Source organism: Sandarakinorhabdus glacialis (assembly GCF_014643455.1).
GTDB classification, from domain to species: domain Bacteria; phylum Pseudomonadota; class Alphaproteobacteria; order Sphingomonadales; family Sphingomonadaceae; genus Sandarakinorhabdus; species Sandarakinorhabdus glacialis.
The window spans coordinates 38,967-64,400 of record NZ_BMJM01000011.1; the positions used below are offsets into that span (position 1 = coordinate 38,967).

General features: G+C 66.6%; 21 protein-coding genes. 8 read left to right on the forward strand and 13 right to left on the reverse strand.

Going from position 1 to position 25,434, the window contains the following annotated elements; all coding sequences use genetic code 11:
- Positions 1–62 precede the first annotated feature (62 nt).
- Positions 63–1,676 carry a hypothetical protein gene (locus IEW98_RS13495; protein ID WP_188763594.1) on the forward strand — a complete coding sequence of 538 codons (1,614 nt, stop codon included), beginning with the start codon at positions 63–65 and terminating at the stop codon, positions 1,674–1,676.
- A 32-nt stretch (positions 1,677–1,708) separates the two neighbouring features.
- The gene (locus IEW98_RS13500; RefSeq protein ID WP_188763596.1) at positions 1,709–2,383 is read left to right on the forward strand and encodes a fumarylacetoacetate hydrolase family protein; all 675 of its coding nucleotides are present in this window, start codon (positions 1,709–1,711) and stop codon (positions 2,381–2,383) included.
- 81 nt (positions 2,384–2,464) lie between these two features.
- On the opposite strand, the gene purB is transcribed toward IEW98_RS13500, so the two are convergent.
- Positions 2,465–3,763, reverse strand: a complete 1,299-nt coding sequence (gene purB, locus IEW98_RS13505) for an adenylosuccinate lyase (RefSeq protein ID WP_188763598.1) — start codon at positions 3,761–3,763, stop codon at positions 2,465–2,467.
- Positions 3,764–3,940: 177 nt separating this feature from the next.
- Between purB and IEW98_RS13510 the strand changes: the two genes are divergently transcribed.
- Complete coding sequence (locus IEW98_RS13510; RefSeq protein ID WP_188763600.1) at positions 3,941–6,112, forward strand: primosomal protein N'; 2,172 nt, start codon at positions 3,941–3,943, stop codon at positions 6,110–6,112.
- Positions 6,113–6,287: 175 nt separating this feature from the next.
- Here IEW98_RS13510 and IEW98_RS13515 read toward each other — a convergent pair whose 3' ends face one another.
- The 3 genes from IEW98_RS13515 to IEW98_RS13525 are packed head-to-tail and all read right to left on the reverse strand — an operon-like array spanning position 6,288 to position 10,238.
- On the reverse strand, positions 6,288–8,129 hold the full coding sequence (locus IEW98_RS13515; protein WP_188763602.1) for a DUF885 domain-containing protein: 1,842 nt from the start codon (positions 8,127–8,129) through the stop codon (positions 6,288–6,290).
- 2 nt (positions 8,130–8,131) lie between these two features.
- Positions 8,132–9,754, reverse strand: a complete 1,623-nt coding sequence (locus IEW98_RS13520) for a lipopolysaccharide biosynthesis protein (RefSeq protein ID WP_188763603.1) — start codon at positions 9,752–9,754, stop codon at positions 8,132–8,134.
- Positions 9,741–10,238, reverse strand: coding sequence for a flavin reductase family protein (locus tag IEW98_RS13525; protein ID WP_188763605.1), 498 nt, complete (start codon positions 10,236–10,238; stop codon positions 9,741–9,743). Before IEW98_RS13525 ends, IEW98_RS13520 begins: the two co-directional genes overlap by 14 nt.
- Positions 10,239–10,590: 352 nt before the next feature.
- On the opposite strand from IEW98_RS13525, the gene IEW98_RS13530 reads away from it, so the two are divergent.
- Genes IEW98_RS13530 through IEW98_RS13540 form a run of 3 tightly spaced genes read left to right on the forward strand, consistent with a single transcriptional unit; the run spans position 10,591 to position 14,934 of the window.
- The gene (locus IEW98_RS13530; RefSeq protein WP_188763607.1) at positions 10,591–11,295 is read left to right on the forward strand and encodes a response regulator transcription factor; all 705 of its coding nucleotides are present in this window, start codon (positions 10,591–10,593) and stop codon (positions 11,293–11,295) included.
- A gap of 2 nt (positions 11,296–11,297) precedes the next feature.
- Positions 11,298–12,632, forward strand: coding sequence for a FecR family protein (locus tag IEW98_RS13535; RefSeq protein WP_188763608.1), 1,335 nt, complete (start codon positions 11,298–11,300; stop codon positions 12,630–12,632).
- Entirely contained in the window at positions 12,613–14,934 is a 2,322-nt protein-coding gene (locus IEW98_RS13540; RefSeq protein WP_188763610.1) for a CHASE2 domain-containing protein, read from the forward strand. The genes IEW98_RS13535 and IEW98_RS13540 overlap by 20 nt, the downstream gene beginning before the upstream one ends.
- On the opposite strand, the gene IEW98_RS13545 is transcribed toward IEW98_RS13540, so the two are convergent.
- The 5 genes from IEW98_RS13545 to argH form a co-directional block, all read right to left on the reverse strand.
- The gene (locus tag IEW98_RS13545) at positions 14,867–15,358 is read right to left on the reverse strand and encodes a hypothetical protein (protein ID WP_188763612.1); all 492 of its coding nucleotides are present in this window, start codon (positions 15,356–15,358) and stop codon (positions 14,867–14,869) included. The genes IEW98_RS13540 and IEW98_RS13545 overlap by 68 nt on opposite strands.
- A gap of 202 nt (positions 15,359–15,560) precedes the next feature.
- Positions 15,561–16,439 (reverse strand): UTP--glucose-1-phosphate uridylyltransferase, encoded by an 879-nt coding sequence (locus IEW98_RS13550; protein ID WP_188763614.1) that lies wholly within the window; start codon positions 16,437–16,439, stop codon positions 15,561–15,563.
- 132 nt (positions 16,440–16,571) lie between these two features.
- Entirely contained in the window at positions 16,572–17,837 is a 1,266-nt protein-coding gene (gene lysA, locus IEW98_RS13555) for a diaminopimelate decarboxylase (RefSeq protein ID WP_188763616.1), read from the reverse strand.
- Positions 17,837–18,079, reverse strand: coding sequence for a hypothetical protein (locus IEW98_RS13560; protein ID WP_188763618.1), 243 nt, complete (start codon positions 18,077–18,079; stop codon positions 17,837–17,839). The genes lysA and IEW98_RS13560 overlap by 1 nt, the downstream gene beginning before the upstream one ends.
- Positions 18,076–19,443 (reverse strand): argininosuccinate lyase, encoded by a 1,368-nt coding sequence (argH, locus tag IEW98_RS13565; RefSeq protein ID WP_188763620.1) that lies wholly within the window; start codon positions 19,441–19,443, stop codon positions 18,076–18,078. The genes IEW98_RS13560 and argH overlap by 4 nt, the downstream gene beginning before the upstream one ends.
- A 16-nt stretch (positions 19,444–19,459) precedes the next feature.
- Between argH and IEW98_RS13570 the strand changes: the two genes are divergently transcribed.
- The gene (locus IEW98_RS13570) at positions 19,460–20,020 is read left to right on the forward strand and encodes a TlpA family protein disulfide reductase (RefSeq protein ID WP_188763622.1); all 561 of its coding nucleotides are present in this window, start codon (positions 19,460–19,462) and stop codon (positions 20,018–20,020) included.
- A gap of 150 nt (positions 20,021–20,170) precedes the next feature.
- On the opposite strand, the gene rho is transcribed toward IEW98_RS13570, so the two are convergent.
- The 4 genes from rho to IEW98_RS16950 all read right to left on the reverse strand — a co-directional run bounded on the left by rho (position 20,171) and on the right by IEW98_RS16950 (position 24,703).
- Positions 20,171–21,427, reverse strand: a complete 1,257-nt coding sequence (gene rho / locus IEW98_RS13575; RefSeq protein ID WP_188763624.1) for a transcription termination factor Rho — start codon at positions 21,425–21,427, stop codon at positions 20,171–20,173.
- A gap of 414 nt (positions 21,428–21,841) precedes the next feature.
- Positions 21,842–22,414, reverse strand: a complete 573-nt coding sequence (locus IEW98_RS13580; protein WP_308785506.1) for a type IIL restriction-modification enzyme MmeI — start codon at positions 22,412–22,414, stop codon at positions 21,842–21,844.
- Positions 22,415–22,431: 17 nt separating this feature from the next.
- Positions 22,432–23,748, reverse strand: a complete 1,317-nt coding sequence (locus IEW98_RS16190) for a DNA methyltransferase (RefSeq protein WP_207792576.1) — start codon at positions 23,746–23,748, stop codon at positions 22,432–22,434.
- A complete protein-coding gene (locus IEW98_RS16950) occupies positions 23,717–24,703 on the reverse strand; it encodes a type IIL restriction-modification enzyme MmeI (protein ID WP_207792577.1) in 987 nt (328 codons plus the stop codon). Before IEW98_RS16950 ends, IEW98_RS16190 begins: the two co-directional genes overlap by 32 nt.
- A gap of 294 nt (positions 24,704–24,997) precedes the next feature.
- Here IEW98_RS16950 and IEW98_RS13590 point away from each other — a divergent pair, with 294 nt between their 5' ends.
- Positions 24,998–25,375, forward strand: coding sequence for a histidine triad nucleotide-binding protein (locus IEW98_RS13590; protein WP_188763628.1), 378 nt, complete (start codon positions 24,998–25,000; stop codon positions 25,373–25,375).
- Positions 25,376–25,434 lie beyond the last annotated feature (59 nt).

Below are 25,434 nucleotides of genomic sequence, written 5' to 3' on the forward strand. Positions count from 1 at the left end.
TCCCCTGTAGCGCGCCGCATACTGGGCATTGTGGTGCGCCGTTACCGCGTTACCATGGCAGGATGAGATATCAGACCAAAGCCGGAATTTTGCGGACCGCGATGTTGCCGATCGCGGTGTTGTTGATGGCCGCGACGACGACTGCCACGACGACCGGGACGACGACCGTTCCCGGGCAGGTCCCGGCGACCGAACCGCGGAGTTTCGACGAGAATATTTCCGGTGCGGCGATCCTCGTTGATGCCGGCAAGGCGGAGGCGGCGCTGGTGCTTCTCGATTCGATGCTGGGGCAGACCGACCTGCCGATCGAGAAGGGCAAGATCGAGGGGCTGCGCAGCTTTGCGCTGGCGCGCCTGAACCGGATTCCCGAAGCGCGCAAGGCGATCGAGGCGGCGGTGGCCAGCAGCCCGGCCCCGACGATGCTGTTGCTGCGGCAGCTGTTCCTGTTGCGAGCCTTCAACGGCGATGCACCGGGCGCATCGGAGACGTTGCAGCTGATCGCCGCCACCGATCCCGAGGGCCTGTCGGAACTGCCGACCGAGATTGTCAGCGGGGTCATCGGGGCCGTGGCGAAGGATCCGGTGCGGTCGTTCGAGGTCGATTATTCGCTGGTGCAGGCCAATTGGCTGCCCGACGACGCCACCATATCGTCGCTCGACCAGTTGCGGTTGCGGTTGGTCGTCGAACTGGTCAAGCGCGAGCGCGTCGACGATGCACGGGCGATCCTGGCCGATGTGCTCAACCCGATTATCCTGGTCCGGATCGGCATCGACAAACGATTGCAGGCCTTGTGGCCCGAGGTCGAGACGCGGCTGGGGCCCGGCGCGGATATCGCCGATGCGGTGTTCGTTGCCGCGGCCAAGGCGAGGTACGATGCGGCGCAGAAGCCCGCGGCGCCGCCAGCGCAGCGGCAGCCGCAGGCCCTGGTGCAGGCCCCGCTACAGGCGCCGCCACAAGCGTTGATTGCCCGGCTGGGTTATGCCGAAGCGCTCAATATCGCGTCGCGCGAGCCCGAGGCGCTGGCCTTGCTGTCGGACGTGGTGAAGACGCCGGCGGAACTGGCGGCGCTCAACGATCGTGAAATCTGGCTGGTGAACCTGCAGGCGGCGCTGCTGGGTGATACCGGCAAGGTCGACGAGGCGCTGGCGCGCTACGATGCGCTCAATGCGGCGCCGATCGAGGGTCGGCCGGGGCTGATCGGCACGATCATCAACCAGGGGCTGTTTGCACAAGGCGCCGGACGCGCCGAAAAAGCGCTGGCGGTGGCAGACATGGCGGACAGCAAGGGGCCGTTCGCCAATGAATTTGCGCGGGCTTACACGGCGCAGGTGCGGGCTTGTGCGCTGCGGCAGTTGGGCAAGCCGGCCGAGGCGAACGCAGCCGTCGCGGCGTTAGCGGCCAAGCCGGAGATCAACGATAGCGCCTATATCTCGGCAATGATCTGTCTCGACCGCATGGACGACGCGGCGGCAGCGGTGGTGCAGCAGCTGGCCAGCGAGGACGGCCGCAACGAGATGCTGTTTGAACTGCAGCCGTTCCTGATCAACGATCGGCCGGGAGCGAACGACCCGAAGCAACGCGCCGGGATGCGGGCGTTGAAGGCGCGGACGGATGTGAAGGCGGCGTTTGCCAAGGTAGGGCGTGACTTGCCGGCTCGGGTTTCGCCGCCTCGGTAGGGAGTGACAGGGACCCCAAATTTAGGATTGTTATGAAATTGCCCATCGTTGAGGTGCCGACTGTCGCGATCGCCGGGAGCAGGGAACGGTTCGCGGTGCGGCGGATATTTTGTGTCGGGCAGAATTATGCCGATCATGCGCGCGAGATGGGGTCGGATCCGGATCGGCAGGCGCCGTTTTTCTTCAGCAAGCCGGCTGACGCTGTGGTGGCGGACGGCGCGGTGTTGGCGTTTCCTCCGCGGACTGCTGACCTGCATCATGAAGTCGAGCTGGTCGTGGCGCTGGGAAGTTGCGGGGCGAATGTCGGGGTCGACGAGGCCGAGAAGCTGATCTTCGGCTTTGGGGTGGGCATCGACCTGACCCGGCGGGATTTGCAGGCCGAGGCGAAAAAGGCCGGGCGGCCGTGGGACATGGCGAAGGGGTTCGACCAGTCGGCGCCGCTCGGGGACCTGGTGATGGGGGTGCCGCCGGCTGGTGGGGCGATCGAACTGTGGGTTGATGGTGAGGTTCGGCAGCGGGGCGATCTGGGGCAGATGATCTGGAATGTCGCCGAGGTGATCGCGGAATTGTCGGCGTTCGTGACGCTGCGGGGTGGAGATCTGATTTACACGGGAACGCCGGCTGGGGTTGGGCCGATCTTGCCTGGGCAGGTTGTGCGGGCGGCGATTGCGGGGGCGGGGGTGGTCGAGGTGCGGTTTTTGGGGTGAGTTTTTCGGGGAAGGCGAGACCCCTCTCCCCGCCGCGCTGGGGCGCGAGTCGCCCTCTCCCTCAAGGGGAGAGGGGACGAGCTACGCGAAGACGCGGTTGAAGATCGTGTCGACGTGCTTGAGGTGGTAGCCGAGGTCGAACAGCGGTTCGAGCTGGGCGACGGGGAGCCAGGCGGTGACTTCGGGGTCGGCGATGAGCAGGTCGAAGAGCTGGAGCTGGCCGTCGGATTCCCAGACTTTCATGGCGTTGCGCTGGACGAGGCGATAGCTGTCCTCGCGGCTGGCGCCGGCCTGGGTGAGGGCGAGCAGGATGCGCTGGCTGTGGATGAGGCCGCCCATCTTGTTGAGGTTCTTGAGCATGCGATCGGGGTAGATCAGCAGCTTGTCGATGACGCCGGTGAGGCGGTGGAGGGCGAAATCGAGGGTGATCGTGCTGTCGGGGCCGATCATGCGCTCAACCGACGAATGGCTGATGTCGCGTTCGTGCCAGAGCGCGACATTCTCGAGCGCCGGGGTGACGTAACCGCGAACGAGGCGCGCTAGCCCGGTGAGGTTCTCGGTGAGCACCGGGTTGCGCTTGTGCGGCATGGCGCTGCTGCCCTTTTGGCCGGGAGCGAAATATTCCTCGGCTTCGAGGACTTCGGTGCGCTGGAGGTGGCGGATTTCGGTGGCGAGACGCTCGACCGAGCCGGCGACGACGCCGAGGGTGGCGAAGAACATGGCGTGGCGATCGCGGGGGATGACCTGCGTCGAGACGGGCTCGATGGTCAGGTGCATCGCCTTGGCGACATGGGCTTCGACGGCGGGATCGATGTTGGCGAAGGTGCCGACGGCGCCTGAAATCGCGCAGGTGGCGATTTCTTCACGTGCAGCCACGAGACGCGCACGGCAGCGCACGAACTCGGCATAGGCTTGCGCAAGCTTGAGGCCGAAAGTCGTCGGTTCGGCGTGGATGCCGTGGCTGCGGCCCATGGTGGGCGTGTCCTTGTGCTCATAGGCGCGGCGCTTGATGGCGGCGAGGAGCGCATCGGTGTCGGCGATGAGGATGTCGGCGGCGCGGGCGAGTTGCACCGACAGGCAGGTGTCGAGGACGTCGGAGCTGGTCATGCCCTGGTGGACGAAGCGGGCCTCGGGGCCGACGTGCTCGGCGAGGTTGGTCAGGAAGGCGATGACGTCGTGGCGGGTTTCGCGCTCGATCTCGTCGATGCGGGCGACTTCGAACTTGCCGCGTTCCCAGACGGCTTTGGCAGCGTCGGCGGGGACGACGCCGAGGGTGACGAGCGCATCCATGGCGTGCGCCTCGATCTCGAACCAGATCTGGTAGCGGGCTTCGGGTTCCCAGATGGCGACCATCTCGGGGCGGGAATAGCGGGGGATCATGGGAGGGCTCCGTTGTTGGGCCGGGGGTTAGCACGGGGTTGGAATGTGGGGAAGGCGGGCGGAATCAGGAAAGGGGGAAGGAAGGAAGGGACCCGCCCCCGACCCCTCCCTTGAAGAAGGGAGGGGGGAAGTGAGGTGGGCATTCCATTGCAAGGGGGGAGGCACTAACTGCGGGTAGTGACTTCTCCCGCCTCCGTTCGTGTCGTCGTGTTCCAGCATGGGTTGGGGGCGCTGGATTATGCTGTGCCGGCGGGATTGACGCTGGCGCCGGGGGATGCGGTTTCGGTGCCGCTGGGGCCGCGGGTGATCAGCGGCGTGGTGTGGGACGAGGGGCGGCTGGAGGGGCGCGAGGTCGAGGCGAAGCGGTTGCGGCCTGTCGCGGGCAAGCTGGATATTCCGCCGTTGTCCGCGCCGATGCGGCGGCTTTGCGAGTGGGTGGCGGACTATTATCTGGCTTCGCTGGCGGGGGTGATCCGGATGGTTTGGCCTTCGGTGGCGTTCCTCGGCGAGCGCGAGATTGTTGAATATCGATTGGGGGGGCAGTTGCCGGGGCGGATGACGCCAGCGCGGTTGCAGGCGGTCGAGAGGTTGGAGGGGCGGCAGGGGATCGTGCGCGACCTGGCGCGGATGGCGGATGTGTCGGAGGCGGTCGTGCGCGGGCTGGTGACGGCGGGGACGCTGGTGGCCGAGGTCGTGGGGGCGGATGGGGCGTTGGCGCAGCCGGATGCGGGATTTGCGCCGCCGGTGCTCGAGGCGGCGCAGGCCGAGGTTGCCGGCGAGATGGCGGCGGCGGTTGGAGCGGGAGGCTTTGCGCCGTATCTGCTCGAGGGGGTGACCGGGTCGGGCAAGACCGAGGTGTATTTCGAGGCGGTGGCGGCGGCTTTGGAGGCTGGTGGGCAGGCGCTCGTGCTGGTGCCGGAGATTGCGTTGACGGCGCCTTGGCTGGCGCGGTTCGCGGCGCGGTTCGGGTGTGCGCCGGTGTCGTGGCATTCGGATTTGAAGGCGAGCGAGCGGCGGGCGGCGTGGGCGGCGGTGGCGGATGGGCGGGCAAAGGTTGTGGTCGGGGCGCGGTCGGCGCTGTTCCTGCCGTTCAAGGACTTGCGGGTGACGATCGTCGACGAGGCGCACGAAACGAGTTTCAAGCAGGAAGAGGGCGTACATTATCATGCCCGGGACGTCGCGGTGATGCGGGCGCGCGAGGAGGATGCGGTCGTGATCCTCGCAACGGCGACGCCGGCGATCGAGACGCAGGTGCAGGCGGCGAAAGGCACGTATCGGCATTTGCAGCTGCCGGCGCGGTTCGGGGGGGCGCAGATGCCCGATATCTCGGCGGTCGATTTGCGGCGCTATCCGCCGGCGCGGGGGCATTGGTTGAGTCCGCCGCTGGCGGCTGCGGTGACGGCAACACTGGGACGGGGGGAACAGGCGCTGCTGTTCCTCAATCGCCGGGGTTATGCGCCGCTGACTTTGTGCCGGCACTGCGGCGAGCGGATCCAGTGTCCGAATTGCACGGCGTGGATGGTCGAGCATCGGCTGTCGAAGCGGCTGGCGTGCCATCATTGCGGGCACCAGACGCCGGTGCCGCCGCGGTGCCCCGAGTGCGGCGAGGCGGATTCGCTGGTGGCGTGCGGACCGGGGGTCGAGCGGATCGCCGAGGAGGTCGGGCGGGTGTGGCCCGAGGCGCGGGTGGCCATTGTGACGTCGGACACGGTCAATTCGCCGGCGCGGGCGGCGGAACTGGTGCGCGCGGTCGAGGCGAAGGAGATCGACGTGCTGATCGGCACGCAGATGGTGACCAAGGGTTATCATTTTCCCGAACTGACTTTGGTGGGCGTGGTCGATGCCGATCTGGGGCTGTCGGGGGGTGATCTGCGCGCCGGCGAACGGACATTCCAGCAGGTGGCGCAGGTGGCGGGGCGGGCCGGGCGCGGGGCCAAGCCTGGCAAGGTGTTGATCCAAACGCACCAGCCGCAGGCGCGGTTGATGCAGGCGTTGGTGGCGGGTGATCCGGCGGCGTTCTACGAGGCGGAGACCGAGGCGCGGCGGGACCTGGGGCTGCCGCCGTTCGGGCGGTTGGCGGCGATCATCGTGTCGAGCGAGGATGCGGCGGCGGCACTGGCGGCGGCGCGGGCGATCGGCGCTGCTGCCCCGCAGATGGAGGGATTGAGCGTGCTCGGGCCGGCGGCGGCGCCATTGGCGATGCTGCGCGGGCGGCACCGGCAGCGGTTGCTGGTACAGGCGCGGCGGAGCCTGGCATTGCAGCGGGTCTTGCGCGACTGGCTGGGCGCGGTGGCGGTGCCCGGCAATGTGCGGGTGGTCGTGGATGTCGACCCTTATAGCTTCGTCTAAGGCGCTGCTGTCACATGCGTTAACATTTTCCGCATTTTCCGTTTTCGACGCTTTTTACTCGCTTCATCGTATGGATCGAAGTGCGTTCAAAGAGCGATCGAGGGAACAGCCGATACGATAGCGCAATCGGGCCCTGTAGGACAGGGCCCGGCTGCTGTGCGGCAAGGCGCTGCGGTCAGCTGCGCTCGATGCCGGCGACCATGCGGTCGACAACGCCGGGGAGGGCGTCGAGGGGGACGCCGCCGCTGCTGACGAGGGCGTCGTTGAAGTCGCGGACGTCCCATTTGGCGCCGAGGGCGGCCTTGGCTCGGGTGCGTTGCTTGATGATCTCGTTGTGGCCGATCTTGTAGCCGCAGGCCTGGCCTGGGCTCGCACAATAACGATCGATTTCGGAGGTGACGGCACCGCGGTCGCGGCCGGTTTCGGCGGCCATGGTGTCGATGGCCTTGTCGCGGGTCCAGCGCATCGAATGCAGGCCGGTATCGACGATCAGGCGGACGGCGCGGAAACGTTGCGCCTGGAAATAGCCGAGGCGGCCGAAAGGATCGTTTTCATAGAGGCCGAGCTCGTCGACGAGTTGTTCGGCGTAGAGCGCCCAGCCTTCGGTGAAGGCGTTGAAGCCCATTAGCTGGGCCAGCGGCGAGACGATCTCGGGGTGTTCGGCAAGGAAGGCACCCTGCCAGGCGTGGCCGGGGACGGCCTCGTGCGCGGTCAGCGAGGCGAGCGTCCAGGTCGGCCATGACGTCATGCTCTTGAGGTTGATGTAGTAGATCGCCGGGCGTTTTCCGTCGGGGCTGGCGAAGTTCATGTAACCGAGCGCGGCGCCGTCCTGGATGTCGATGGGGACGCGCTTGACCTGGGTTTCAGCCTTCAGCCCGAGTTTGGATACACGCGGCAGCAACGGCCGGATGGCGTCGATATGGCCCTGGACGAGGCCGAGGATGGCGGCGCGGCCGGCATCGGTATCGGGGCGGATGAAGCGCGGATCGGTCGTCAGCGCGGCGGTGCGTTCGCCGACGCTGCCCTTGGTGAAGCCTTGCGAACGGAGGATCTTGTCCATCTCGGCCTCGATGGCGCGGTTTTGCTCCCAGCCGGTCTTGTGGATTTCCGCGGCGCTGAGGCTGGTCGTCGTCTGGCTTTTCAGCAGGAACTGGTAATAGGCTTCGCCATCGGAAAACTTCCAGACACCGGCGTCGGAATTCGCCTTGAGGCCCTTCAATGCGGCCATCTGGCGATCGAGCGCGGGGTAGATCTGGCTTTCGACGGTTTTGGTGGCGCCGGCGCTGGGATCGGGCAGGCCGAGCTTTTTTGTGCGCGCGGCGATCGAGGTGACGAAGCGCGATTGGGCGGCCGGGACGCCGCGCATCTGGGCCTGTTGGCCAAGGATGTTCGAGATGATGAAATCGGGCGGGATGACGCCCTTGCCGGCGTCGGCGACGATGCGGCGGGTTTCCTCGTCGAGCATGCCGGCGACCTGGTTCAGTCGGCTGATATAGGCGGCAGCACCGGTGGCATTTTCGACGCGGTGGTAGGAATCGAGGAATTCGGCGGCCTGGTTGTAGGTGCCGTTCTGCTGGCTGACGACATAGGGCGTGCCGCCCGACGAGCTCGTGAAGCCGAACGGGAAGGCGGCGCCCTCGCCGGCGATGTTCATCGCCCAGGCGGCGGAGTCGTAATTGTTGATGTCGGAGCCTTGGAGCGAGGCGCGCGGGATGGCGGCGAGTTTGGTGCGGGCGTCGGCATAGACGCGGCGGTCTGCGGCCTCGCCGGCGGGGGTGATATCGGAAAAGCGGGTCGCGAGGACGGCGTTGGGACCGATGTCGGCACCGAGCAGGGTCGCCTGTTCGGGCGAGCGCTGGAGGAGCGCCTCGGCGATGGACTTGAGGGTGGCGGCGAGTTGCGGGTTGCCGGCGGGGGTGGCGGTTGCGGCACGCGCAATTCCCGGGATGGCGATGAAGGCGGCAGCGGTGGCGGCGCCGCCGAGCAGGGCGCGGCGGGACGTCGAATATTCGAGCATGGTCAGTTGTTCCCCAGGGTCGGCTGAATAGGCGGGATGCTAGGCGTGTCGGTGACGGGCGGGAAGTCCCCGCCGCCAGGCGCATCGGTCGCGCCTCGAAGGCCACGGGCGAAGAGCAGGCGGTCGGCGCCCTTGAAGCCGAAGCGCCAGATGATGCCGCAGAAGATGGCGAGGATGAGGAACTGGCCGATGGCCAGCTGGAACCATTCGGGCAGCTGCATGAACAACAACCCGGCGGCGAAGGCGGGGATGGCGGCGATGAGCATGATCCAGCGCCAGCCGGCCACAGGGGCGTTCAGCGTGCGCGCCAGCAGGCGGGACTTGGCGACCGAGAGGATGAGGGCGGAGGTAGCGAGTCCGGCCGCGGCGCCGACGCCGCCGTAGCGCGGGACGAGGATGAGGCTGACGCCGATCTGGATGAGGATGCCGGCGAGCGACCACATGAGGTTGCGGTGGCGGGCAACGTAGATCAGCGCCGATTCGGCGACGGCGGCTTGCGCTGCGAGAAGCTCGGCGATGAGCAGGCCGACGAGGATCAGCGCGCCGCTGGCGAAGACTGGCCCGAACAGCCCCATGCCGGCCTGTCCGGTCATGCCGAGCGCGAGGACGACGCCGAGCTGCGCCGAGCCGACCCAGAAACTGATCTGGCGGATATGGGCGGCGACCTTGCCGAGGTTGCGGGCGGCGAGGTTGGTGGTGAGGACGGGGGCGAGGATGGGGTCGAAGCTCGATTTCAGGCGCTGGGGCAGCGAGGCGATCTGCTGGGCGACATAATAGATGCCGACGATCTCGGGCGTGGCGAAGCGGCCGAGGATGAAGATGTCGAGGCGGCGGGCGCCCCATTCGGCGATGTCGGCGCCCGCAAGCGGCACGTTCTTGCGCGCCAGTTGCCAGAGCAGGACCGGGTTGGGGCGCCAGTGGCCGACGAGGCCGAAGCTGCGCAGGGCGGGCCAGAGCGAGGCGACCGCGGCGGCGACCATCGAAAGGAGATAGGCAATGATCAGGCCATCGATGCGCAGGTTGGTGAAGGCGAGGCCGAGCGCGGCGATGCTGAGCACCCAGGGTTCGACGAGCGAGCGGGCGCGGACGGTGGCGGCGATATCGTGGCGGAAGGCGAGGCCGGCAAGGCAGATGTCGGAGACGACGATGGCGATGATGATCAGCGGGAAGAAGCGATCGAGGCCGGTGATCTTGGAGGACGGGAAGACGATCTGCGGGATGGCGATGAGGATTGCGGCGCCGATGATGGCGGCGAGGATCGAGACGAGGAGGGCGTCGTAGAGGGCGTGTGCTTCGGCGGCGGCGGGGGCTTCGTTGTTGGTTCCGCGGTCGTCTTTAAATGGCGCTCCGCGCCGGGCCATGTCTTCCGCCAGGCCGCGCTTGAGGCCGAGGGTGGCGAACATGGCGACGAGTTCGACGACCATGGTGGCATAGGCAAAGCGGCCAAGGGCCTCGGCGCCATAGCCGTCCATGCGGCCGGCGATGAACAGGAACGGGAAGCGCGCGGCGAGGCGCAGGACATAGCCGAGGAAGCTGGTGCGGCCGCCGCGGGCGAGGGCTGCGGTTTCGGCGGCGTTGGTGGCTGCGCTGCTTGCCGGGTCGGCTGCGAGATCAGCCGCCACCATGCACCCGGCGGTAGCGGCCGTGGAGGTAGAGCAGCGATTCGCGGCTGGGGGCGTGATCTAGGCGGGTGACGCGGCCGACGATGATGCGGTGGTCGCCGCCGTCGTGCTCGGCGTGGAGGACGCAGGCGAAGGCGGCCTTGGCACCCTGAAGGACGGGCAGGCCGTCCCATTCGTCCCAATCGGCGTCGGCGAAGCGGTCGATGCCTTTTTGAGCGAAGCGGTCGGCGACGGCCTGGCTGTCGGTATCGAGGACGTTGATGGCGAAGCGGCCGGTGGCGCGCAGCGCGGGCAGGGCGGAGGCGTTGTTGGCCGGGCAGAACAGCAGCAGCGGTGGATCGAGCGAGACGCTGGTGAAACTGTTGGCGGTGAGACCGGTGCGGCCGCCTTCCGGCGTGCGGCAGGTGACGATGGTAACGCCGGTGGCAAAGCCGCCAAAGGCATCGCGCAGGATGCGGGCGTCGAACTGGGGGTGCGATACGTCCATCGTCCGCACCCGTAAGGCTTGTGGACGCGGGGTCAACGGGCAAGCGACGTGTGGGGCTGTTATCGCTTGGTGCAGCGTCCGTGGGCTGGCCCGGGACGTAGCTGTTCAAGATCGACAGGCGCGCGCCGGTGATTCGCGATTTGTACCGGCGCAAAGGGTTGTAAAAAAAGTGTCAAAATTCGATGCTTGCACGCAACAAAGCGGCGTGTCACGAAAGTGTAAGCAATTTATCTTTGAACATGATAAACATTGCAAACATAGCGAAATTTCAGGCCATTTGTTCATCTTTTGACTGATAGAGCGCCGCATTGGCCCCGATTTGGGGGAAAAGCGCGATCGAAAGAGGAATTTTATGCGGCTCGCAATTCTGGACGACGACAGGGAGCTATGCGCCCAGGTCGCGTCGATCATGCGCAGCGCTGGTCATGCCTGCTTTGAGTTTCACAGCGGCGAGGCATTGCGGCGGGCGCTGCGACGCGAAAGCTATGACCTGTTGATCCTCGACTGGGAGTTGCCGGACCTTTCGGGTGTCGAGCTTCTGGCCTGGGCGCGGGCGAATCTGCCGTCGCCGCCGCCGGTGATCATGCTGACGGCGCGCAGCGATGACGGCGATATCGTCAAGGGGCTCGATATCGGCGCCGATGATTATGTGACCAAGCCGGTGCAGACCGCGGTGCTAAAGGCGCGGGTCGATGCGCTGCTGCGGCGCAGCTACGGCGCCACGGGCGCACCGCGCGTCGAGACGTTCGGCGACCATCAGTTCGACCCGATGGCGATGACGGTGACGGTGCGCGGCAAGACGGTGGACGTGACCGCGAAGGAATTCGGGCTGGCGCTGTTGCTGTTCCGCAATTTGAACCGGCCGTTGTCGCGGGCGCACATCATGGAATCGGTGTGGGGCCGCAATCCGGATATTCCCAGCCGAACGCTCGATGCGCATGTGTCGCAGATCCGCAGCCGATTGTTCCTGCGGCCGGAACATGGGCTTCGGCTCGCTTCGGTGTATAGTTTCGGGTATCGGTTGGAACGCTTGGAATCGCGGCCCGGAGACGCCTGACATTGAAATTTGCCCGTGGGGTGCTGGCGGTCGGGATGGTGCCGCTGGTGGCCGGGATGGTGCCGCTGGCGGCGGCGGCACCGGTGAAGCAAAACCTGGCGACGGCAAAGGCGCCGCCGCCGGCCGTGCATGTGGTGGCGGCCGGCGAGACATTGATCGGGCTTGGCGAGCGCGTCCTGGCGCGGGCGCGGGACTGGCGGGTGGTGGCGCGGGTCAATCGCGTCGGCGATCCGCGGCGGCTGCCGGTCGGCAAAATGCTGGTGATCCCGGACCGGCTGTTGCGGCGCGAGGCACAGGTCGCCAATGTGGTGGCGTTTTCCGGCAATGTCGGGCTCGAGCCGGGCGGGCCCACCAGGCTGGGCGCGCAGATCGGTGCCGGCGGACGGATCACGACCGGGGCCAATAGTTTCGTGACGCTGGGGCTGGCGGATGGCAGCCGGGTGACGCTGCCGTCGCAATCGGTGGTGCGGATCGAGACGCTCGACAGGCTGGCGCTGGGTGGGCGGCTGGAACGGCGCTTTGTCGTCGAGCAGGGTCGGTCGGATTTCGGCGTGTCGCCGCGCCAGAATGCGGGCGACCGGTTTTTGGTGAAGACACCGGTGGCGGTGGCGGCGGTGCGCGGAACTGAGTTTCGGGTCAAGCATATCGGCGCGATCAGCGTCATCAGCGTCGTCGAGGGCAATGTCGCCAGCCGTCCGCACGCACTCGCCGGCGAGACATCGGTGCCGGCGGGGTCCGCAGCGGTTCATGACGCGGGCAGCGCGCGGACGAAGGCATTGTTGCCGGCGCCGGCATTGCTGCGCCCGGGCAAGGTGCAGGACGATGCGGAACTGGTGTTCGCGGTGCACGGTGCGGGCGTGCGGCGGCTGGTCCAGTTGGCGCGGGATGCGGGTTTTGTCGATCTGTTCGCCGAAACCGAGACCAATGACGGCGAGGTGCGATTCGCGGGGATCGCGAACGGGACCATCTATGTGCGGGTGACGGCGGTCGATGCCGAGGGGGTCGAGGGGCTGCCTTCGAGTTACGAAGTCGAGCGGTTCTTGAGCGGCGTCGATGCCGAGGCGGGAGAGGTGCCGGGCAAGCCGCGGCGGACGCTGTTCCGCTGGCAGCCGACGGGGAGTGGAACGCGCAGCTATGATTTCGTGCTGGCGCGCGATGCGGCATTGACCGATCGTATCGTCGATGCACCGGGGCTGGCGGGCACCGAGATCGGCCTGACGGCGCTGCCGCCGGGTGTCTGGTATTGGCGGATTACGGTGACCGCGATCGAGGGTGGCAAGCGGTTCGTGAAGGAATTGCCGGTGCGGACATTGACGATTGCCCGTCCGGAACGCTGAACCGCCCGCCGACGTGCCGGGCCGGTTGCCGGGATGGCAGCCGGGCCGGTTGCTGACCGAATGGCTGGTCGTGGGCGGGCTGTTGTCGCTGCTGCTGACGGCGCTGGTGTTGACCGGGGCGGCGCGGCGGTTCGACCAGGTCCTGTACGACTATGTGCTGGTGACGCGCCCGCCGCCGCCGCCCGGCGACATCATCATTATCGGCATCGACGAAACCAGCCTGGCGCAATTGGGACCTTGGCCGTGGCCGCGGCGGTTCCATGCCGAGGCGATCGCCCGGATCAGTGCGGCGGGGGCGCGGGCCATTGGCTATGACGTGCTGTTCACCGAACCGCGGCCCGGCGATGCGGTGCTGTCGGCGGCGCTGAATGGCCGGGTTCCGGTGGTTTTGCCGACGCAGTTCCGCGTGCCGGGCAGCAATGGGCGGGGTTATGACGCGGTGCCGCCGGTCGTGGGCGGGACGGCGGCGCGGGTCGGCCATGCCAGCGTCCATCTGGAGGAAGACGGCGTCGTTCGCACGCTCGACCTGGCCATGGATGGCAGCGAGCGGCGGTGGCATGTGGCGGCGTTGCTGGCGGGGGTAGACGGCGGCTTGCCGGCATTCGTGGCAGCGGAAGCAGGAGCGCCGCTGGTTCGGCGGGGCGAACGGCTGGTCGGGTTTCGCGGTGGGCCCGGACGATTTCGCAGCGTGCCGTTTGCAGCGTTGCTGGCGGGTGAAGTGCCGCCGGAACTGCTCGCCGGGCGGATCGTGCTGGTCGGTGCGACGGCGGCGGGGCTGGGCGACCAGTTTTCGACGCCCACAGCCGGCGCGACGGCCGAGATGCCGGGGGTCGAGATGCAGGCGAGTTTCATCGCCGACCTGATCCAGGGGCGACACTTGCGGCGGGCGGGGCGGGGGTGGTCGATCGGGCTTGGTCTGGTGGCGCTGTGGCTCGGCATGGCGGCGCTGTTGCGGCTGCAGCCGGCGGCGGCGGCGATGTACGGCGCGGCGCTGACGGTGATGACGGCGGTGGGCGCGGCGCTGGTGTTCCGGCAGACAGGGTTGTGGATCGGGCCCGGCGCGGCATTGGCGGTGCTGTTGCTGGCGCAGCCGGTATGGGCATGGCGGCGACTGGCGGTGGTCAACGACGGGATGCTGACCGTGCTGGCGGCGCTGGGCCGGCAACCGGGCATGGCGGCGGTGGCAGCGGGGACGGCGGCGGCCGATCCGGTGACGCGTGATCCGGTAACGAAGACGACGGAATTGCTTGAAGCGATGATCGAGCGGGTCGAATCGCTACGCGAACTGGCCAATGCGGCGCTGCGCGGGTTGCCCGATGCGACGTTGCTGGTCGACCGGGGCGGCGGCATCGTGGCGGCGAATGGGGCAGCGGCGGCGCTGTTCGGGCAGGCGCCAACGCTGGCGTCTGTCGATGCCGCGATGAATGCCGGACTGCCCGGCTTTGGCACGGCGACGCTGGCCGACCCCAATTCGGCCTGGCGGGGCGAGCACGGCGCGCGCGACGGCAGTATTCGCGATATACGGTTTACGCCGTGGCGCGATGCGCAGGGCGCGCCACTGGGCTGGATCGTGCGATTTGCCGATATCAGCGCATTGCGGCGCGCCGAGATGGCGCGCGAGGAGGCGCTGCAGTTGCTGACGCACGACATGCGCGCGCCGCAGGCGACGATCCTGGCGCTGCTCGACCGGCATCCCGAGCTCGACGCCGACCTGGCGGCGCGATTGCGGCAGTTGGCGACGCGGACGGTGGCACTGGCGGACGGGTATCTGCAGTTGGCGCGCGCCGATGCTGGGGATTACGCGATGACGGAAGTCGATTTGGCAGCGATCGTGACCGAGGCGGTGGACGAGCTGTGGCCGCAGTCGCAGGCGAAGGACGTCAGGTTGGTCGGCGAACAGCTCGACGACGAGGCGTTGTTGACGGGCAATTACCAGTTGCTGCTGCGCGCGGCGGTCAATTTGATCGGCAATGCCGTGAAATTCGCGCCGCAGGGATCGGTCGTCACGGCACGTGTAGGGGCGGCGGCCGGTGGCTGGCGGTTCGACGTCATCGATACGGGACCGGGGCTGACGGGCGCGGAACAGGCGCGGTTGTTCGGGCGGTTCCGCACGGGGCCGAAGGCGGGAGCCGGGTCGGACGGTGTCGGGCTCGGGTTGGCGTTCGTGCGCGCCGTGGCGGATGGCCATGGCGGCACGATCACCTGCACCAGCACCGCCGGCGCCGGTGCGAAATTCAGTCTGTGGTTGCCGCTGATGTTGGCGGCGCCGCTGACGGGGGTAGCGCCGCCAGCGCTGCACTGACCATCGCCGCGATCGGGACGGTCTTGCCCGATGCCGGCTGGAGAACGGTGATGCTGCCGGTGTCGAGGGCGAGGGTGAGGCGGTAGCGCTGCTTGGGCGCGAACGGCGCGAAGCCGGATTGGGGGGCGTCGAGCCACTCTGCACAGCCTTTGGCGGCGGTGTTGGGGACGGCGTTCGCCGGGGCGGTGCAGATGCCGACCTGGCGCGGGGTTGTGGCAAAGCCGACGCGGATGATGGTGGGGCCGGCGGCGGTATTGCGGGCGGCTAGCTGGCGGCGGACTTCGGAAGCGGCGGGGGTGTCGCCGGTTACGGTGTAGCCGGGGGCGGGGACGCTTGCGGGGATGGTGCCGGTGGTGGTGACGAGGGGCGGGGTGGCGGCGCAGGCGGCGAGCGCGAGGAGCGGTAGCAGATGGGCGGGGTTCATTGGGTTATGGTGACGGGTTGTTGGGCGCCGTGCAAATTATCGGTGGGGGTGGGGGATCACCTGCGGCGCGGATCTGGTGCGGGTTTTACTCGGTTGGGTCGGGAGATGGGCCCCGGCCTTCGCCGGGGTGACGGCAGAAAAAGTGGGGGTCACGGCAAAGAAAGAAAGAGAGAGAGAGTTCGGTTTGCCAAACTTCTCTGGACTAGATGTCCTGCGTGCGGAGCCATTCGCGTACCGCGGGGCCGATGTCGTCGCGGGCGAGGGCGAGGGCGATGTTGGCGGTGATGTGGCCGGCCTTGTCGCCGCAATCGAAGCGCTGGCCGGTGAAGGTCAGGGCGTGGAATGGTTGGGTCCCGATGAGCTGGGCCATGGCGTCGGTGAGCTGGATTTCGCCGCCGGCGCCGCGTTCGCCGCGCGCCAACAGCGTCATGATCTCGGGTTGCAGGATGTAGCGGCCGATGGCGGCGAGACGCGACGGGGCGGTGCCGGCAGCGGGCTTTTCGACGAGGCCTTTGACCTCGGTGATGAGGCCGTCGACAGCGCCGGGAGTGACGATGCCGTAGCGCTGGGTGTGTTCGGCGGGGACTTCCATGACCGAGATGATGTTGCCGCCGTATTTTTTATAGGCGGTGTGCATTTCGGCGAGGGCGGGGGCTGCCGGGTTCCAAAGGAGTTCATCGGGGAGGAGGACGGCAAAGGCGTCGTTGCCGGTGATATGACGAGCGCACCAGACGGCGTGGCCGAGGCCGGCGGGCTCCTGCTGGCGGACATAGGCGATCTGGCCGGGCGACAATTGAGTGTCGGCGAGGACGGCGAGTTCGGCGTGCTTGCCCTTGGCCTTGAGGCTGGAGACGAGCTCGCTGGCGATGTCGAAATAGTCCTCGAGAGCGCTTTTACCGCGCGCGGTGACGAAGACGAGACGCTCGATGCCGGCCGACAGGGCTTCGTCGACGGCGTATTGGAGAAGCGGGCGATCGACGACGGGGAGGAGTTCCTTGGGGACCGCCTTGGTGGCGGGGAGGAAGCGGGTGCCCTGGCCGCCGACGGGAAAGACTGCGGTAGAGACCGGCTTGATTGTCATCGAGACCCCATGGATTGTGCACCGCGTCATTGCCCGGAATGCGTTGCGATACCGTTGACACCTTTACGATTTATGCGCCGGCCGGTTCCGGTTTCAAGGTTTTCCGGAGGAGGGGCTCCCTCATAGCCACGCTCATAGCCAGGGCGCGCGGTTGTCGAGGGCAAGCATGGCGGCGGGCTGGTTGCGTTCGGAAACGATCGACCAGAGATCGCCGTGGACCATGACTTCGGGGACCAGCGGGCGGGAGTTGTAGGTGCTGGCCATGGTGGCGCCGTATGCGCCGGCGGTCATGAAGGCGATGCGGTCGCCGGCGGTAACCGCCTCGATGTCGCGGTCTTCGGCGAAGGTGTCGCCGGTTTCGCAGATCGGGCCGACGACGGTGGCGACGACGCGGGTTTCTTGCGGGCGGATCGCCTTGATGTCGTGCCAGGCGTTGTAGAGCGAGGGACGGAGCAGGTCGTTCATTGCCGCATCGACGACGACGAAATGCTTGCTGGCGCCTTCCTTGGTCAGGATGACGGTGGAGACGAGGACGCCGGCATTGCCGACGATCATGCGGCCGGGTTCGAAGATCAGCCGCCACTTCCAGCCTGTGGTGACGCGCGCGACCATGGCGGCATAATGCGCCGGGCTGGGCGGGGCGGGGACGTCGTTGCGGTAGGGCACGCCGAGGCCGCCGCCGCAATCGATCCGCGTGATGGTGTGGCCGGCGGCCTCCATCTGCTGGGCGAGGTCGCCGAGGCGGCGGATGGTGTGCTCGACGGGGGAGAGGTCGGTGAGCTGGCTGCCGATGTGGGCGGCGAGGCCGATGGCGCGCAGGTTCGTCTGCGCCGCGGCGAGGGCGAAGGCGGCGGGGACGCGGTCCCAGGGAATGCCGAACTTGGCGTCGGCACCGCCGGTGCTGATCTTGCCATGGGTCTTGGGATCGACGGCCGGATTGATGCGGATGGCGATTTCGACGATCTTGCCGAGCTGGGCAGCGATCTCGCCGAGCATGACGATCTCGGCTTCGGATTCGACGTTGAACTGGAGGATGCCGGCCTCGATGCCTGCGGCGAGTTCATGGGCCTGCTTGCCGACGCCGGAAAAGACGATGCGGTCGGCCGGGATGCCGGCGGCGAGCGCGCGGGCGAGTTCACCGCTCGAGACGACATCGGCACCGGCGCCGAGATGGGCGAGAGTGGCGAGGACCGAGAGGTTGGGGTTCGCCTTGACGGCGAAAGCGACGAGGGGGTTGCCGTCGCCAAGGCCGGCGACGGCGGCGGCGAAGACGTTGTAGTGGCGTTCGATAGTGGCCGAGCTGTAGCAGTAGAAGGGCGTGCCGACTGCGGCGGCGAGGGTTTCGAGGCTGATTTTTTCGGCGTGCATCACGCCGTCCCGAATTTCGAAATGGTCCATCAGCGGGTTCCCGGCGGCGGCAGGTTGAAACGGTCGTCGGGGCGATCCTGCGACCGGAGCAGCGGGTCATCGACGCGGTTGGGCAGCGATTGGGGCGGCAGCACGAGCATTTCGGTGGGCGTCGCGGGGCGAATGGCGTCGCTGGCCTGGAGCGGCGCCGGGCGCGGCGGGACGGGGGTGAGGCCGCCCTGCTTGCCGCAGGCGGCGAGGGCGAGGAGCGCGATCAGGGCGAGACGGTTCATGCGAGGGCCTCCCTGGCGGCGGCGATGGCGGCGCGGACGTTGGCGGGCGCCGTTCCGCCGAAGCTGGTGCGGCTGGCGACCGAGGCCTCGACCGAGAGCACGCTGCGCACGCCGGGGGTGATGCGCGGGTCGATGGCGGCCAAGGCCGCGTCGGTGAGGCCGTCGAGGGTGGTGCCTGCGGCTTCGGCGGCCTTCACGGCGCGGCCGGTGATTTCGTGCGCTTCGCGGAAGGGCACGCCGGCGTCGCGGACGAGCCAGTCGGCGAGGTCGGTGGCGGTCGAGAAACCGCTGGCGGCGGCGGCGCGCATGCGGTCCTTGTTGAAGGTGAGAGTCTCGGTCATGCCGGTCATCGCGGTCAGGCAGAGGTCGAGCGTGTCGTGGGCGGCGAAAACGCCGGCCTTGTCGTCCTGCATGTCCTTTGAATAGGCGAGTGGCAGCCCCTTCATGACGATACCGAGGTGCTGGAAGGCGGCAAGCAGGTGGCCGGCCTTGGCGCGGACGAGCTCGGCGGCGTCGGGGTTGCGCTTTTGCGGCATGATCGAGCTGCCGGTCGACCAGGCGTCGGGGAGGGTGACGAAGCCATAGGGCTGTGAGGCCCAGATGATGATTTCCTCGGCGAAGCGCGACAGGTGCAGCCCGGTGAGGGCGGCGGCGGACAGGTAGTCGAGGGCGAAATCGCGGTCGGAGACGCTGTCGAGCGAGTTGGCGGTGGGGCGGGCGAAACCGAGCGCGGCGGCGGTGGCGGCGCGGTCGATCGGGAAGCCGGTGCCTGCGAGCGCGGCGCTGCCGAGCGGGCATTCGTCCATGCGGGCGGCGGCGTCGGCGAAGCGCGAGCGGTCGCGGCGGAGCATCTCGACATAGGCGAGGAGGTGATGGCCGAGGGTGACCGGCTGGGCGACCTGGAGGTGGGTGAAGCCGGGCATGATGGTGTCGGCGTGTTCTTCGGCGCGGGCTAGGAGGGCAAGGGTCAGGGCCTTGAGGCCGGCGTCGGTTTGGGCGCAGGCGGCTTTGACCCAGAGGCGGAAATCGACGGCGACCTGGTCGTTGCGCGAGCGGGCGGTGTGGAGGCGACCGGCGGCGGGCCCGATGAGCTGGGCGAGGCGGGTTTCGGTCGTCATGTGGATGTCTTCGAGGGCGATATCCTCGGGGACGCCGCCCGCTTCGTATTCGGCGTGGATGGTGTCGAGGCCGGCGAGGATGGCGGTGACGTCGGCGGCGGGGATGATGCCCTGGGCGCCGAGCATGGTGACATGGGCGCGGCTGCCGGCGAGGTCTTGACGCCACAGGCGCTTGTCGGTGCCGATGGAGGCGTTTATCTCACGCATCACGGCCGCTGGACCCGCTCCGAAGCGGCCGCCCCACAACGGATTGGAATCGAGAATGGGCGTAGAGATCGCGAGACTCCTGCTGGCGGCAAGCCTGTTGGCGACGTGTGCTGCCTGTGATGCGGCGGATAAGGGAAAGCCGGCGGCGCCGCAAGCGAAGCCCGCGGCGGGGCCGCAAGCGAAACAGGTGATCAACGCCATCGATCGCAGCCATGCGGGGACGCCGGCGCCTGCGGTTGTGTTCGAGAAGCGGGGTGGGGGGAAGACGAGCCTCGCCGACTTCCGGGGGAAGAAGGTGCTGGTCAATTTGTGGGCGACCTGGTGTGCGCCTTGCATTGCCGAGATGCCGGAGCTCGATGCGCTGGCGGCGGCGAAGGTGGTGACGGTGTTGCCGCTGAGCCAGGACATGGAGGGGTGGAAGGCCGTGGATGGCTTTTTCAAGCCGGGGCGGTTCAAGACGCTGGTGCCGATGTTGGATCAGCCGGGGTCTTTTGCGGAACGGATCGGGGCGCGGGGGCTGCCGGTTTCGGTGCTGTATGATGAGAAGGGGAGGGAGGTCTGGCGGGTTTCGGGGACGTTGAAGTGGGGAAGTGCGGGGGTTCGGGGGAGTTTTTAGGGGGTAGGAAGGAAGAGAGGACCCGCCCCCGACCCCTCCCTTGAAGAAGGGAGGGGGAAGAAGTGGTTTTTTCGGCGCGGGGGGACACCCCCACCCGGGCCGGCCGAGGGGCCGTCTCTCGCCTCCCCCCTTGAGGGGGAGGTAAGAGGGTTAATGGTTCATGGCGTCGAAGAAATCCTTGTTGGTGACTGAGTCTTTCATCTTGTCGAGGAGGAATTCGACGGCGTCGACGGTGCCCATCTGCATGAGGATGCGGCGCAGGACCCACATCTTGGCGAGGGTGGTCTTGTCGACGAGGAGTTCCTCCTTGCGGGTGCCGGACTTGCCGATGTCGATGGCCGGGAAGACGCGCTTGTCGGCGATCTTGCGGTCGAGGACGATTTCGCTGTTGCCGGTGCCCTTGAACTCTTCGAAAATCACTTCGTCCATGCGGCTGCCGGTGTCGATCAGCGCGGTCGAGATGATGGTCAGCGAGCCGCCTTCCTCGATGTTGCGGGCGGCGCCGAAGAAGCGCTTTGGACGCTGGAGGGCGTTGGCGTCGACGCCGCCGGTCAGCACCTTGCCCGAGCTTGGCACGACGGTGTTGTAGGCGCGGCCCAGCCTCGTGATGTTGTCGAGCAGGATGACGACGTCGCGCTTGTGCTCGACGAGGCGCTTGGCCTTTTCGATGACCATTTCGGCGATCTGGACGTGGCGGGTGGCGGGCTCGTCGAAGGTGCTCGAGATGACTTCGCCCTTCACCGTGCGCTGCATGTCGGTGACTTCCTCGGGGCGCTCGTCGATGAGCAGGACGATGAGGAAGATTTCGGGGTGGTTGGCCGAGATGGCGCGGGCGATGTTCTGCATCATCATGGTCTTACCCACCCGCGGCGGGGCGACGATGAGGCAGCGCTGGCCCTTGCCGAGCGGCGTCACGATATCGATCACGCGGCCGGTCTTGTCCTTGATGGTCGGGTCGTTGTTGTCGAGGTTGAGCTTTTCGTCGGGATAAAGCGGCGTGAGGTTGTCGAAGTTGACGCGGTGGCGGACGGCGTCGGGGTCGTCGAAGTTGATCGCGATGACGCGGACCAGGCCGAAATAGCGCTCGCCGTCCTTGGGGCTGCGGATTTCGCCTTCGATGGTGTCGCCGGTGCGCAGGCCGAATTTGCGGACCAGCTGCGGGGTGACGTAAACGTCGTCGGGGCCGGCGAGATAATTGGAATCGGCGGAGCGCAGGAAGCCGAAGCCGTCGGGCATGACTTCGATGGTGCCGGTGCCGGTGATTTCGTTGCCGGCCTCCGCGGTCGCCTTGAGAATGGCGAAGATGATGTCCTGCTTGCGCAACGTCGACGCGTTCTCGATGCCGAGTTCCTCGGCCATGATGACGAGTTCGGCGGGGGTTTTGCGCTTGAGGTCGTGGAGATGCATTTTGATCTTTTCAGATGATGGTCCGGGCGCTGTCGGGGGTGTGTAACCAGCGCTTTCGAGGCGCCTACCGGCGATGGCGGGACTGAAGGACCGCGCACGAGGACCGGCACGGTGGGTGTGGAATAGGGCTGTGCCGGGGCTGGGTCAAGGGTCTGGTGCGGGGTCGGACAAAGGTTAACGAGATGCTAACATTTTCCACATTTTCCGCTTTCGACGGTTTCTTATGATCGCGGGTGGGGTTGGCGGGGTGTCGCGGAATCAACGGGGCTGGCCTGAACTTTTCCATTCCGGGCTTGTAACCTATTTGGCGATAAACGCAAGGGTTTTGGGTCGGGCGGGGTCGGGAGATCGAGCTTGCGGGGCGATGGATGCTGAAACGAGTTCAGCATGACGAACGGGTGGTTTGCGGGTCCGCTACGCCGGGGTCGCTTTTGCCCTAGCGCGGGCGATGCGGGTGTTGGCGCGGGCGCCGGTGGTGGCGAGGGGATCGACAAGGGCGGCGTAGCGGGTGAACAGATGCTCGACGCGGTCGCGATCGGAAGTGAAGGGTTCGGCGCGATAGAGGCGATCGACGGCGCGATCGAGCGCGGTGTGGGCGGCACGCAGGTCGGCGGGCATGGTCAGCGGGTCGTAGAGCTGGGCGAGGCTTGAGGTTGGATGGTTGGTGCGGGCGGTGAGGACGGCTTCAGCGAGGGCGGAGATGCGATCGCGCTGGGTGTCGGTGGCGGTCGGCCATGGGAAGGTGTTGTAGACCAGGCCGATGGAGTAGCGATAATCGCTCTTTAGCCGCCCGCCGATATGGCTGAGCCATGCCATGTGCATTCGGTTTGTAAGGAGGCCGAAATCATAGGGAGTCGCATCGAGCATGACGCGAACAAGGTTACTTGGGATGGTCGGCGGTTCCAGCCAACCGATCGGAATGTAGTCTCGGCGTTCGGAGCTTACTTCTGGAATTACAAGAAATGACCCGTCCGGTATCACTGTCACATGATATTCTCGAGGCGTCAGGGCCAACGCAGAAGATGATATTCCCGTTGGACCTTCGCATCATATTTAGCGTTTTTCCGCTGGATCATGCCTAGCCGGAATTGTCGCACGTTTTGAATGCGTGCCATCAATTTGGGGAATCGGGCCAGCTCATCGGGTCCAACATTTTGCAGTGCTGCGATCCATCGATTGCCGCCATTGATGAACTCTTCCGCGCCTATGTATGGGTGCAGCAATTTGTCGGCTCGCGGCTCCGTCGAAAGTAGCTGCGCACGCTCGCCCGGATCAAAGATCAGATAACCTCCGTCGATAGGTTTTGAGCCAATGACAATGTTTCGGGCATCGTTGATCGGTTTACCTTCTTCTCTGACAACCAAATGCCGAACGGCGTCGCTCCGTGCCGCAAATAGATATGCAGTCAGCGAGTTGAACCGAGCTTCGACGGCTTCCCCCTTGCCATTGTCGTAACTGAACAGGCGCTTCTCTTTCGGCTCGGCATCGCGATGCGCCAGACCGACAATTACGACATGGACGTGAGCCTTGCCGCGCGCTTCGCTGTCCCAGATGAAGCTGCGGTGGGCGAAGGCGATTTCCCAGCCGGCCTTGAAAACGAGGGGCCAAAGCTGGGCGACCTGTTCGCCCTGGCAGATTGAATTGGTCGACACAAAGGCGATCCGGGCCTGTGACCGGCCGAGATATGCGACAGCCCTCAGGAACCACGCAGCGACATAATCGAGGGTGCCGCCGCTGCCGCCAAGGCCGGCGATGCGGCGGACCTGGGCGCGCTGGGTCTCGGTCTGGAACTTGGCGCCGACGAACGGGGGATTCCCCATGACATAGCTGCACCTCGCCGCCGGGATCACGTCGTTCCAGTCGATCTCAAGCGCATCGCCGTGGTGGATGTTGGCGGACTGCTTGAGCGGGATGCGGGCGAAGTTGGTGGAGAAGGTGGCGGCCAGTGCGTTGTTGGCGATGTGATCGGCCATCCACATGGCGACTTCGGCGATGCGGGCGGGGAATTCCTCGTATTCGATGCCGTGGAACTGGCCGACGTCGACCCGGGCCAGCAAGGCGAGATCGATGAAACCCTGGCGCAAGCCGCTGGCGGTATCACGGGGATACAGGGCCTCCAGGCAGTCCATTTCGAGGCGGCGGATCTCGCGATAGGCGATGACGAGGAAGTTGCCGCAGCCGCAGGCGGGGTCGAGAAGGTTGAGGCGGGCGAGCTTGTTCTGGAACTCCTGCAACGCCGCGCCGCGCCCGGTGCGGCGGGTTTTCAGGGTCGCCAGCTCGGCGGACAGGTCATCGAGGAACAGCGGCCCGATGACCTTCATGATGTTCAACTCGCTGGTGTAATGCGCGCCCTTGGCACGGCGTTCGCGGGCGTTCATCACCGGCTGGAACAGCGAGCCGAAAATGGCCGGGGAGACCTTCGACCAGTTGAAGCGCGCGGCATCGAGAAGCATCTCGCGCATCGCGGCATCGAAAACCGGCGTGCGGACGTGGCCCGAGAACAGCGCGCCGTTGACGTAGGGGAAGGCGTTCCATTCCGCCGACAGGCCGGCCATGCGGCGTTCGCACCGGGGTATCGAGAATGTCGAACAATTCGATGAGGGCGCGTCCGGTGTCGGTGCCATCGGCCTTGGTGTCGAAATCGATCAGCTGGAGGAAAATGTCCTTGGGCTCGAAAATGCCGGTGTCGTCGGCGAACAGGCAGAACAGCAGGCGGACCAGCAGGCGTTCGAGATCATGACCGGTGTAGCCGCGATCCTCCAGCGCATCGTGGAGGCGGCCCATCAGCTCGGCGGCCTTGATGTTGACGCTGGCCTGGGTGGTGAAGCTGCGCTGGCGGCCGAGGATGAAGGCGAAGGCTTCGATGTGCTGGTGAAGTTCAGGGAGGGTGAAATGGGTGTCGGCGCCGGTTTCGAGGTCGAGCAGGTGCCAGCGCTGAAAATCGCAGGTCAGGACGTAGCGTGGTTGGTCGCGATCATCGAGCCAGTCGACGTAATCGAGTGCCTGGCCGCGGGCCTTTTTGAGGTCGAGGCCGGCGCTTTTCTGTTCGACGAGCAATTGGCCGGGCCAGAACAGATCGATGAAGCCGGCGCGGGATTTATCGAGGGTCTGGACGCGCTTTTCATACGACGCGACGGTGCGGCGCTTGACGCCGAAGATGGCGAAGAATTCGTTGTAGAAGGTCTGGGTGTCGCCTTTTTCATAGGTCGCGGTTGCCCATTCGGCGGCGAAATCGCGGGCTCGCGCGGCGATGACGTCCCAACCCAGTCTTTGCATAAATGCTCCCCCGGGGTTTGGTAGAGGATGGCGGGGGAAAGGGGAATCCCATGAATGGGGTTCGGGGGGCTGGCTGGGGGAGGGGCTTTTGGTGGAGGAAGGAAGGAAGGAAGGAAGGAAGGAAGGAAGGAAGGAAGGAAGGAAGGAAGGAAGGAAGGAAGGAACCCTCCCCCGACCCCTCCCTTGAAGAAGGGAGGGGGGAAGACAAGGCAGGGTCGCCTGGCCCCGGTCCCTCCCTTGAAGAAGGGAGGGGGGAAGGTAGAGAGTGGAGCGTGTCTTGGGAAAGGGACTGTGATGGCTGTGACGGCGACCGGGGATTACGACGAGGGCAATATCTTTGCGCGGGTGCTGCGGGAGGAGATCCCTTCGAAACGGGTCTATGAGGACGAGTGGGCGGTGGCGTTTCATGACATCAATCCGCAGGCGCCGGTTCATGTGCTGGTGATTCCGCGCGGCGCGTGGCGGTCGTGGGCGGATTTTTCGGCTGGGGCTAGCGATGCGGAGATTGGGGGGTTCGTGCGGGCTGTCGGGGTGGTGGCTCGGGAGCTGGGGCTGGAGGCGCCGGGGTATCGGCTTTTGGTCAATGCGGGGCTGGATGCGGGGCAGGAGGTGCCGCATCTGCATGTGCATCTGTTTGGGGGGCGGGGGTTGGGGGCTATGTTGGTGAGGTAGGGTTGGGGGGTGGTTTGCTTGGGGGAGCGAGGGGTGGGGGCGAGTCACCCATCCCCAGC

What these genes read in the sequence shown, in the direction of transcription:
- IEW98_RS16950 (WP_207792577.1), bottom strand. Translation starts at nt 24,703, where the DNA reads ATGCAAAGACTGGGTTGGGACGTCATCGCCGCGCGAGCCCGCGATTTC.
- IEW98_RS13560 (WP_188763618.1), bottom strand. Translation starts at nt 18,079, where the DNA reads ATGAACCGTCTCGCCCTGATCGCGCTCCTCGCCCTCGCCGCCTGCGGC.
- IEW98_RS13590 (WP_188763628.1), top strand. Translation starts at nt 24,998, where the DNA reads ATGGCTGTGACGGCGACCGGGGATTACGACGAGGGCAATATCTTTGCG.
- IEW98_RS13515 (WP_188763602.1), bottom strand. Translation starts at nt 8,129, where the DNA reads ATGCTCGAATATTCGACGTCCCGCCGCGCCCTGCTCGGCGGCGCCGCC.
- IEW98_RS13530 (WP_188763607.1), top strand. Translation starts at nt 10,591, where the DNA reads ATGCGGCTCGCAATTCTGGACGACGACAGGGAGCTATGCGCCCAGGTC.
- IEW98_RS16190 (WP_207792576.1), bottom strand. Translation starts at nt 23,748, where the DNA reads ATGAAGGTCATCGGGCCGCTGTTCCTCGATGACCTGTCCGCCGAGCTG.
- rho (WP_188763624.1), bottom strand. Translation starts at nt 21,427, where the DNA reads ATGCATCTCCACGACCTCAAGCGCAAAACCCCCGCCGAACTCGTCATC.
- lysA (WP_188763616.1), bottom strand. Translation starts at nt 17,837, where the DNA reads ATGGACCATTTCGAAATTCGGGACGGCGTGATGCACGCCGAAAAAATC.
- purB (WP_188763598.1), bottom strand. Translation starts at nt 3,763, where the DNA reads ATGATCCCCCGCTATTCCCGCCCCGAGATGGTCGCCATCTGGGAACCC.
- IEW98_RS13520 (WP_188763603.1), bottom strand. Translation starts at nt 9,754, where the DNA reads ATGGTGGCGGCTGATCTCGCAGCCGACCCGGCAAGCAGCGCAGCCACC.
- IEW98_RS13495 (WP_188763594.1), top strand. Translation starts at nt 63, where the DNA reads ATGAGATATCAGACCAAAGCCGGAATTTTGCGGACCGCGATGTTGCCG.
- IEW98_RS13525 (WP_188763605.1), bottom strand. Translation starts at nt 10,238, where the DNA reads ATGGACGTATCGCACCCCCAGTTCGACGCCCGCATCCTGCGCGATGCC.
- IEW98_RS13500 (WP_188763596.1), top strand. Translation starts at nt 1,709, where the DNA reads ATGAAATTGCCCATCGTTGAGGTGCCGACTGTCGCGATCGCCGGGAGC.
- IEW98_RS13550 (WP_188763614.1), bottom strand. Translation starts at nt 16,439, where the DNA reads ATGACAATCAAGCCGGTCTCTACCGCAGTCTTTCCCGTCGGCGGCCAG.
- IEW98_RS13570 (WP_188763622.1), top strand. Translation starts at nt 19,460, where the DNA reads ATGGGCGTAGAGATCGCGAGACTCCTGCTGGCGGCAAGCCTGTTGGCG.
- IEW98_RS13545 (WP_188763612.1), bottom strand. Translation starts at nt 15,358, where the DNA reads ATGAACCCCGCCCATCTGCTACCGCTCCTCGCGCTCGCCGCCTGCGCC.